This is a genomic window from Sphingomonas sp. CCH9-F2 (genome assembly GCF_001556735.1).
Lineage (GTDB): Bacteria > Pseudomonadota > Alphaproteobacteria > Sphingomonadales > Sphingomonadaceae > Sphingomonas > Sphingomonas ginsenosidimutans.
Genome location: NZ_LSJO01000057.1, coordinates 1 through 7,569, shown reverse-complemented (window position 1 = coordinate 7,569; position 7,569 = coordinate 1). Strand labels below are relative to the sequence as shown.

General features: G+C 67.8%; 7 protein-coding genes. All 7 read left to right on the top strand.

Going from position 1 to position 7,569, the window contains the following annotated elements; all coding sequences use genetic code 11:
* On the top strand, window positions 1–394 hold a 394-nt coding region (locus AX685_RS01575; protein ID WP_156445596.1), incomplete at its 5' end, for an aminotransferase class V-fold PLP-dependent enzyme.
* Window positions 391–855, top strand: a complete 465-nt coding sequence (locus AX685_RS01570; RefSeq protein ID WP_066484642.1) for an SUF system Fe-S cluster assembly protein — start codon at window positions 391–393, stop codon at window positions 853–855. The genes AX685_RS01575 and AX685_RS01570, both read left to right, overlap by 4 nt.
* Entirely contained in the window at window positions 855–1,208 is a 354-nt protein-coding gene (locus AX685_RS01565; protein WP_066484640.1) for a HesB/IscA family protein, read from the top strand. The genes AX685_RS01570 and AX685_RS01565 overlap by 1 nt, the downstream gene beginning before the upstream one ends.
* 141 nt (window positions 1,209–1,349) lie before the next feature.
* A complete protein-coding gene (locus AX685_RS01560) occupies window positions 1,350–2,345 on the top strand; it encodes a YihY/virulence factor BrkB family protein (RefSeq protein WP_066484638.1) in 996 nt (331 codons plus the stop codon).
* A gap of 57 nt (window positions 2,346–2,402) precedes the next feature.
* Window positions 2,403–4,823, top strand: coding sequence for a glycogen/starch/alpha-glucan phosphorylase (locus AX685_RS01555; RefSeq protein ID WP_197418443.1), 2,421 nt, complete (start codon window positions 2,403–2,405; stop codon window positions 4,821–4,823).
* Window positions 4,820–6,988 carry a 1,4-alpha-glucan branching protein GlgB gene (gene glgB, locus AX685_RS01550; protein WP_066484635.1) on the top strand — a complete coding sequence of 723 codons (2,169 nt, stop codon included), beginning with the start codon at window positions 4,820–4,822 and terminating at the stop codon, window positions 6,986–6,988. Before AX685_RS01555 ends, glgB begins: the two co-directional genes overlap by 4 nt.
* Before the next feature lie 56 nt (window positions 6,989–7,044).
* On the top strand, window positions 7,045–7,569 hold a 525-nt coding region (locus tag AX685_RS01545; RefSeq protein WP_197418444.1), incomplete at its 3' end, for a sugar phosphate nucleotidyltransferase.

The following is a 7,569-nucleotide window of genomic DNA, read 5'->3' as shown; positions in this document are numbered from 1 at the left end:
CCCCGCCTCGAACCGGGTCGGCGCGCTCGGGCTGGCGGCGGCGGTGGATTATGTGACCGGCATCGGTCTGTCGCGCATCCACGCGCACGAAACCGCGCTGGTCGCCGATGCGCGCGCCGCGCTGTCGCGGATCAATTCGCTGCGGCTGTTCGGCCCGGCGGATTCGGCGGGGATCGTCTCCTTCGCGCTTCAGGGGGTGCATCCGCACGACATCGGCACCATCTTGGACGAACATCGCGTGGCGATCCGCGCCGGCCATCATTGCGCGCAGCCGCTGATGGGGGTGCTGGGGGTGGAGGCGACCGCGCGCGCCAGCTTCGGCGTCTACAACGGCCCTGCCGATATCGACGCGCTGGCCGCGGGCATGGAACGGGTAGTGAGGATTTTCGGATGAGCGACCCCATCAAGGTCGAGGAAGTGGACACCGTCGCCGCGCCGCCGCGCGCCCGCGTCGAGGATGCGGCCGAGGCGCCGGCGGTGCGCGAGCGCGACTATCTGTCCGGCTTCCTGGCGCAGAAACCCGCGTCGGACGGCGCGCCCCACGAACCGGGCGGCGCGCTGTACGAAGGCGTGATCGACGCGCTGAAGGACATTTTCGATCCCGAGATCCCGGTCAACATCTACGACCTGGGGCTGATCTACGGCGTCGAGGTGACCGATGCCGGCCACGCCGTCGTTACCATGACGCTGACGACGCCGCACTGCCCGGTCGCCGAATCCATGCCGGGCGAGGTGGAGATGCGCGTCGCCGCGGTGCCCGGTATCGCCTTCGCCGACGTCAACCTCGTCTGGGATCCGCCCTGGGATCCGCAGAAGATGTCGGACGATGCCAAGCTCGAACTGGGGATGCTCTGATGGCCACCGTCGCCCGCCCGCGCCCCGCGGCGCTGAACCTCACCCCCACCGCCGAGGCGCGCATCGCCGAGCTGATGGGCAAGGCGCCCGACGGCGCGATCGGCGTCAAGCTGTCGACCCCGCGTCGCGGCTGTTCCGGCCTTGCCTATTCGGTCGACTACGTGACCGAGGCCAAGCCGTTCGACGAGGTGATCGAGACCCCCGGCGGCACCTTGTACGTCGACGGCGCCTCGATTCTGTACCTGATCGGATCGACGATGAACTGGGTGGAGGACGATTTCACCGCCGGCTTCGTCTTCGACAATCCCAATGCCAAGGGCGCGTGCGGCTGCGGGGAAAGCTTCACCGTCTGATCTGCTTCGTCCGTCATGCCAGCGCGGGCTGGCATCTTCGGCGATGGCGCGCGGCAGGAGCCGCGGGAGGCCCCGGCCTGCGCTGGGGCGACGATGAACAAGCATGCCGGACCCCTGCCGCCGCTCCCGCGTTCTCCCGTCATGCGGGCAAATCTCTCCTCCACCGATTTCTGGCGTGAATTCCGGCGCGACTGGTGGGGGACGCTGCGGCGCGCCTACACCGCGTCGAACGACGACAATCTCGGGCTGATCGCGGCGGGCACCGCCTTCTACGCTTTTTCCTCGATCGCGCCGATCCTGGCGGCATCGGTGCTCAGCTACGGCCTGATCGCCGATGCGCAGACGGTGCAGGCGAATATCCGCACGCTGTTCGACCTGCTGCCCGCGGATGCCGCGCGGCTGATCGGTCAGCAGATGGACATGGTCGTCTCCGGCAGCGAGGGGAAGAAGGGCCTCGGCCTCGTCATCGCGCTGGCGATCGCGATCTACGGCGGCAGCCGCGCCGCCACCGCGATGATGACCGCGCTCAACGTCGCCTATGAGGCGAAGGAGAAGCGCAACTACCTCGTCTGGATGCTCACCGCCTTCGCGGTGGTGGCGGGCGGGGTGGTGCTGATGCTGGTCGGCGTCAGTTCCAGCACGGTCACCGCCTTCCTCGGCAATCTCATCCCCGGCACGCCCGCGATCGTGCGCACCGCGATCGGGCTGTGCACCTATCTGCTGATGGCGGCGGTGGCGGTGACGGGCGCGTCGCTGCTGTTCCGCTTCGCCCCCTATCGCCCGCGCGCGCGGCTGCGCTGGGGCACGCCCGGCGCGGTGCTGGCGACGGTCGTGTGGCTGGCGGCGACCACCGGGTTCAGCGTCTATGTCGTCAATTTCGGCAATTACGGTGCCACCTACGGGTCGCTTGGGGCGATCGTGGTGCTGCTGACATGGCTGTGGCTCAGCGCCTATGCCTTCCTGCTGGGCGCCGCGCTGGACGTGCAGCTGTACCGCGCCTGCCATGCGGCTCCTCCTGCCGAACCCGCACCTCCCGCCGCGGCCCCGCTGGCCACAACGCATGCCGGGCCGATCGCCGCCACCGGCCTTGCCATCCTGGGCCTCGCGCTGTTCGCGTGGCGCTCGGGCAACAGGTGACAAGCGCGGCGCGCTGCGGCTAGGCTCCCGCGCGACATCGCCGCTGGGGGGACGATCTTGACCGCTACGAACGACACCGCGCGTGGGCCGCTGGCGCACGCCATCGTCGATACCTTGGTCCATCGCATCGGCAAGGACGAACATGCCGCGCTGCCGCACGACTGGCTCGCCGCGACGATCCTGACCGTCCGTAACGAGATCATCGAACGCTGGATGGATTCGACCCGCGCCGCGCATGCCGCGGGGGCCAAGCGCGTTTATTACCTCAGCCTCGAATTCCTGATCGGGCGGCTGTTGCGCGACGCGCTCGCCAATCTGGCGCGACGTGACGAGGTGGCCGAGGCGCTGGCGCAGCTGGGCGTCGCGCTGCCGGAGCTGGAGGAGATCGAAAGCGACGCCGCGCTCGGCAACGGCGGGCTGGGGCGGCTGGCGGCGTGCTTCATGGAAAGCCTCGCGACGCTCGATCTGCCCGCTTACGGCTACGGCATCCGTTACGTGAACGGCATGTTCCGGCAGCGGATCGACGACGGCTGGCAGACCGAACTGCCCGAAACCTGGCTGGCGCACGGCAACCCGTGGGAATTCGAACGCCGCGAAAGCGCCTATTTCGTCGGCTTCGGCGGGGAGGTGATCGGCACCGAACAGGGCGTGGTGCAATGGGTCCCGGCCGAGGCGGTGGAGGCGGTGGCGGTCGACACGCCGGTCGTCGGGTGGCGCGCGCGCCGCGTCAACACGCTGCGGCTGTGGACCGCGATCAGCCTCGACCCGTTCAAGCTGGAGGCCTTCAACCGCGGCGATTTCCAGGGCGCGCTGGCGGATCAGCTGCGCGCCGAAACGCTGGTGCGCGTCCTCTATCCCAATGATTCCACCGCCGCCGGTCAGGAATTGCGGCTGCGGCAGGAATATTTCTTCTCCTCCGCATCGATCCAGGACATCGTCCGCCGCCACGTCCAGTATTTCGGCGACATCCGCACGCTGCCGGACAAGGCGGCGATCCAGCTCAACGATACCCATCCGGCGGTGTCGGTCGCTGAGCTGATGCGGCTGCTGATCGACCACCACGACCTGTCGTTCGACGAAGCGTGGGGGATCACCCAGAAGACGTTCGGCTACACCAACCACACGCTGCTGCCGGAGGCGCTGGAAAGCTGGCCGCTGCCGCTGTTCGAACGGCTGCTGCCGCGCCACATGCAGCTGGTCTACGCCATCAACGCCCGCCTGCTGCGCGAGGCGCGCAAGGTCGATGGCGTGGACGACCGCGCGATCGCCGCGATCAGCCTGATCGACGAGGGCGGGGAACGTCGCGTGCGCATGGCCAACCTCGCCTTTGCCGGGGCGCACAGCGTCAACGGCGTCGCGGCGCTGCATACGCAGCTGATGAAAAGCACCGTCTTCGCCGACCTGCACCGCCTGTATCCCGACCGGATCAACAACAAGACCAACGGCATCACCCCGCGCCGCTGGTTGCAGGAATGCAATCCGGGGCTGACCGCGCTGGTGCGCGAGGCGATCGGCGACGGCTTTTCCGACGATGCGCTGAAACTGACAGCGCTGGTGCCGATGGCCGACGATGCGGCGTTCCGCGAACGCTTCGCCGCGATCAAGCGCGCGAACAAGGTGGCGCTGGCGCATTACCTGCGCGACGCCATGGGGTTGCGGCTCGATCCCGATGCGCTGTTCGACGTGCAGATCAAGCGGATCCACGAATACAAGCGCCAGTTGCTCAACATCATCGAGACGGTGGCGCTGTACGACCAGATCCGCAGCCATCCCGAGCGCGACTGGGTGCCGCGCGTGAAGCTGTTCGCGGGGAAGGCCGCGTCCAGCTATCACAATGCCAAGCTCATCATCAAACTGGCCAATGACGTCGCCCGCCGCGTCAATTCCGACCCGTCGATCGACGGGCTGCTGAAGGTCGCGTTCGTCCCCAATTACAACGTCAGCCTGGCCGAGCGGATGGTGCCCGCGGCCGACCTGTCCGAACAGATCTCCACCGCCGGGATGGAGGCGTCGGGCACCGGCAACATGAAGTTCGCGCTTAACGGCGCGCTGACGATCGGCACGCTCGACGGCGCCAATATCGAGATCAAGGACCATGTCGGCGACGACCATATCGTCATCTTCGGCCTGACCGCGGACGAGGTCGCGGCCAAGCGCGCAGACGGCTATCGCCCGCGCGAGGTGATCGAGGGGTCGAAAGAATTGTCGCAGGCGGTGAACGCTATCGCTTCCGGTGTGTTCTCCCCGGATGACGCCAACCGCTACCGCGATCTGATGGCCGGACTGTACGACAGCGACTGGTTCATGGTCGCCGCCGATTTCGATTCGTACACCGCGGCGCAGCGGCAGGTCGACGCGCGCTGGGCGGACCGCGACGGCTGGCGGCGCTCGACCATCCTCAACGTCGCGAACATGGGCTGGTTCTCGTCCGATCGCACCATTGCCGAATATGCGCGCGAGATCTGGGGCGTGATGTGAAGCCCCCCGCGGCCGCGATCAGGGCGCTGCTGGACGGGACCAGCGACGATCCGTTCGCCTTGTTGGGGCCGCATGAGGGGCCGGCGGGATTGTTCGTGCGGGCGTGGATACCCGGCGCCGATACGGTGACCGCGCATGGCCTGTCGGGCGCGCCGCTCGGTACGCTCGACCGCGTCGACGATGCCGGCCTGTTCGAAGGGGTGATCGACGGCCCGCGCCAGCCGCTGCGCTATCGTGCGCAGGGCGGCGGCGTCGAATGGTGGGTCGGCGATCCGTACAGCTACGGCCCGGTGCTGGGGCCGGTCGACGATTTCCTGATGAACGAGGGGACGCACACCCGGCTGTACGACAAGCTGGGCGCGCATCTGATCGAGCATGAGGGCGCCGCCGGGGTGCATTTCGCGGTTTGGGCGCCGAATGCGCGGCGCGTCGCGCTGGTCGGCGACTTCAACGACTGGGACGCGCGCCGGCACATCATGCGGCGGCGCGGCGATACCGGCGTGTGGGAAATCTTCCTGCCCGATATCGGCGCGGGGCGGGCGTACAAGTATTCGATCATCGGCCCGGACGGGACGCTCCAGCCGCTCAAGGCCGATCCGTTCGCCTTCGCCACCGAATTGCGGCCGAAGACCGCGTCGGTGACCGCCGCGCCGCTGGCGCATGAATGGGGCGACGCCGCGCACCGCGCGGCCTGGGCCGCGGTCGATCCGCGCCGCGTTCCGATCAGCATCTACGAAGTGCATGCCGGGTCGTGGGACCGCGACGAGAACGGCTGGTTCCTGTCGTGGGACCAGCTGGCGGAACGGCTGATCCCCTATGTCGTGTCGATGGGGTTCACCCATATCGAATTCATGCCGGTGTCCGAACACCCCTATGACCCCAGCTGGGGCTATCAGACGACCGGCCTCTACGCGCCCAGCGCGCGCTTCGGCGATGTGGAGGGGTTCGCGCGCTTCGTCGACGGCGCGCATCGCGCCGGGCTGGGCGTGCTGATCGACTGGGTGCCCGCGCATTTCCCGGTCGATGCGCACGGCCTGTCGCGGTTCGACGGCACCGCGCTGTACGAACACGAAGACCCGCGGCTCGGCTTCCACCCCGACTGGAACACCGCGATCTACAATTTCGGGCGGCGCGAGGTGGCGGCGTTCCTGGCCAACAACGCGCTGTTCTGGGCGGATCGCTATCATGTCGACGGTCTGCGTGTCGATGCGGTCGCCTCGATGCTGTACCGCGACTATTCGCGTGACCCGGGCGAATGGATCCCCAACGAGGGCGGAGGGCGCGAGAATTGGGAGGCGGTGGACTTCCTGCGCCAGACCAACCGCGCCGTGTACGCGCAGCATCCCGGCGTGTTCACCGTCGCGGAGGAATCGACCAGCTGGCCGGGCGTGACGACGCCCGCCTTCGACGAGGGCCCACGCGAGAGCCTTGGCTTCGGGTTCAAGTGGAACATGGGCTGGATGCACGACACGCTCCAGTACATGGCGCGCGAACCGGTCCACCGCCGCCATCACCATCACGAAATCACCTTCGGGCTGGTCTATGCCTTCACCGAGAATTTCGTGCTGCCGCTCAGCCACGACGAGGTGGTGCACGGCAAGGGTTCGCTGCTGACCAAGATGTCGGGCGACGACTGGCAGCAGTTCGCCAACCTGCGCGCTTATTATGCGCTGATGTGGGGTTATCCCGGCAAGAAGCTGCTGTTCATGGGGCAGGAATTCGCGCAGCGCCGCGAATGGAGCGAGGAGCGCGCGCTCGACTGGCACCTCACTCGCTCGGCTGCGCACGACGGGGTGCGCAAGCTGGTGCGCGACCTCAACCACCTCTATCGCACCCGCCCCGCGCTCCACGCGCGCGATTGCGAGGGCGAAGGGTTCGAGTGGCTGATCGCCGACGATGCCGACCAGTCGGTATTCGCCTGGCTGCGCCGCGCGCCCGGCGCCGCGCCCGTCGCGGTGGTGGTCAACATGACCCCGGTGGCGCGAATGCCCTACCGCGTGCCGCTGCCCCACGACGGCCGCTGGCGCGAGATACTCAACACCGACGCGCACGATTACTGGGGCTCGGGCCTCGGCAATCTGGGCGGCGTGGTGGCCAGCGACGGGGGCGCGCATGTGACGCTGCCCGCGCTCGGCACGGTAATGCTGGTATTTGAACCGGCGTGACGATGGGGAGAGGCGACGTGGACGAACGACGGGGTCAGCCGCTGGCACGCGACGCGATGGCCTATGTGCTGGCGGGCGGGCGCGGCAGCCGGCTGAAGGAGCTGACCGATACTCGCGCCAAGCCGGCGGTCTATTTCGGCGGCAAGAGCCGGATCATCGACTTCGCGCTGTCGAACGCGCTCAATTCCGGGATCCGCCGCATCGGCGTGGCGACCCAGTACAAGGCGCATTCACTGATCCGCCACCTGCAGCGCGGCTGGAACTTCCTGCGCCCCGAACGCAACGAAAGCTTCGACATCCTGCCCGCCAGCCAGCGGATCAGCGAGTTCCAATGGTATGAAGGCACCGCCGACGCGGTGTACCAGAACATCGACATCATCGAGGATATCGCGCCGGAGTACATGGTCATCCTGGCCGGCGACCATATCTACAAGATGGATTACGAGATCATGCTGCGCCAGCATGTCGACAGCGGCGCCGACGTCACCGTCGCGTGCATGGAGGTGCCGCGGATGGAGGCGGTGGCGTTCGGCGTGATGCATGTCGACGCGAACGACCGGATCGTCGATTTCGTCGAGAAG

Bases quoted from the DNA above. Each gene is read 5' to 3' on its own strand.
- AX685_RS01570 (WP_066484642.1), top strand. From the start codon at position 391: ATGAGCGACCCCATCAAGGTCGAGGAAGTGGACACCGTCGCCGCGCCG.
- AX685_RS01565 (WP_066484640.1), top strand. From the start codon at position 855: ATGGCCACCGTCGCCCGCCCGCGCCCCGCGGCGCTGAACCTCACCCCC.
- AX685_RS01560 (WP_066484638.1), top strand. From the start codon at position 1,350: ATGCGGGCAAATCTCTCCTCCACCGATTTCTGGCGTGAATTCCGGCGC.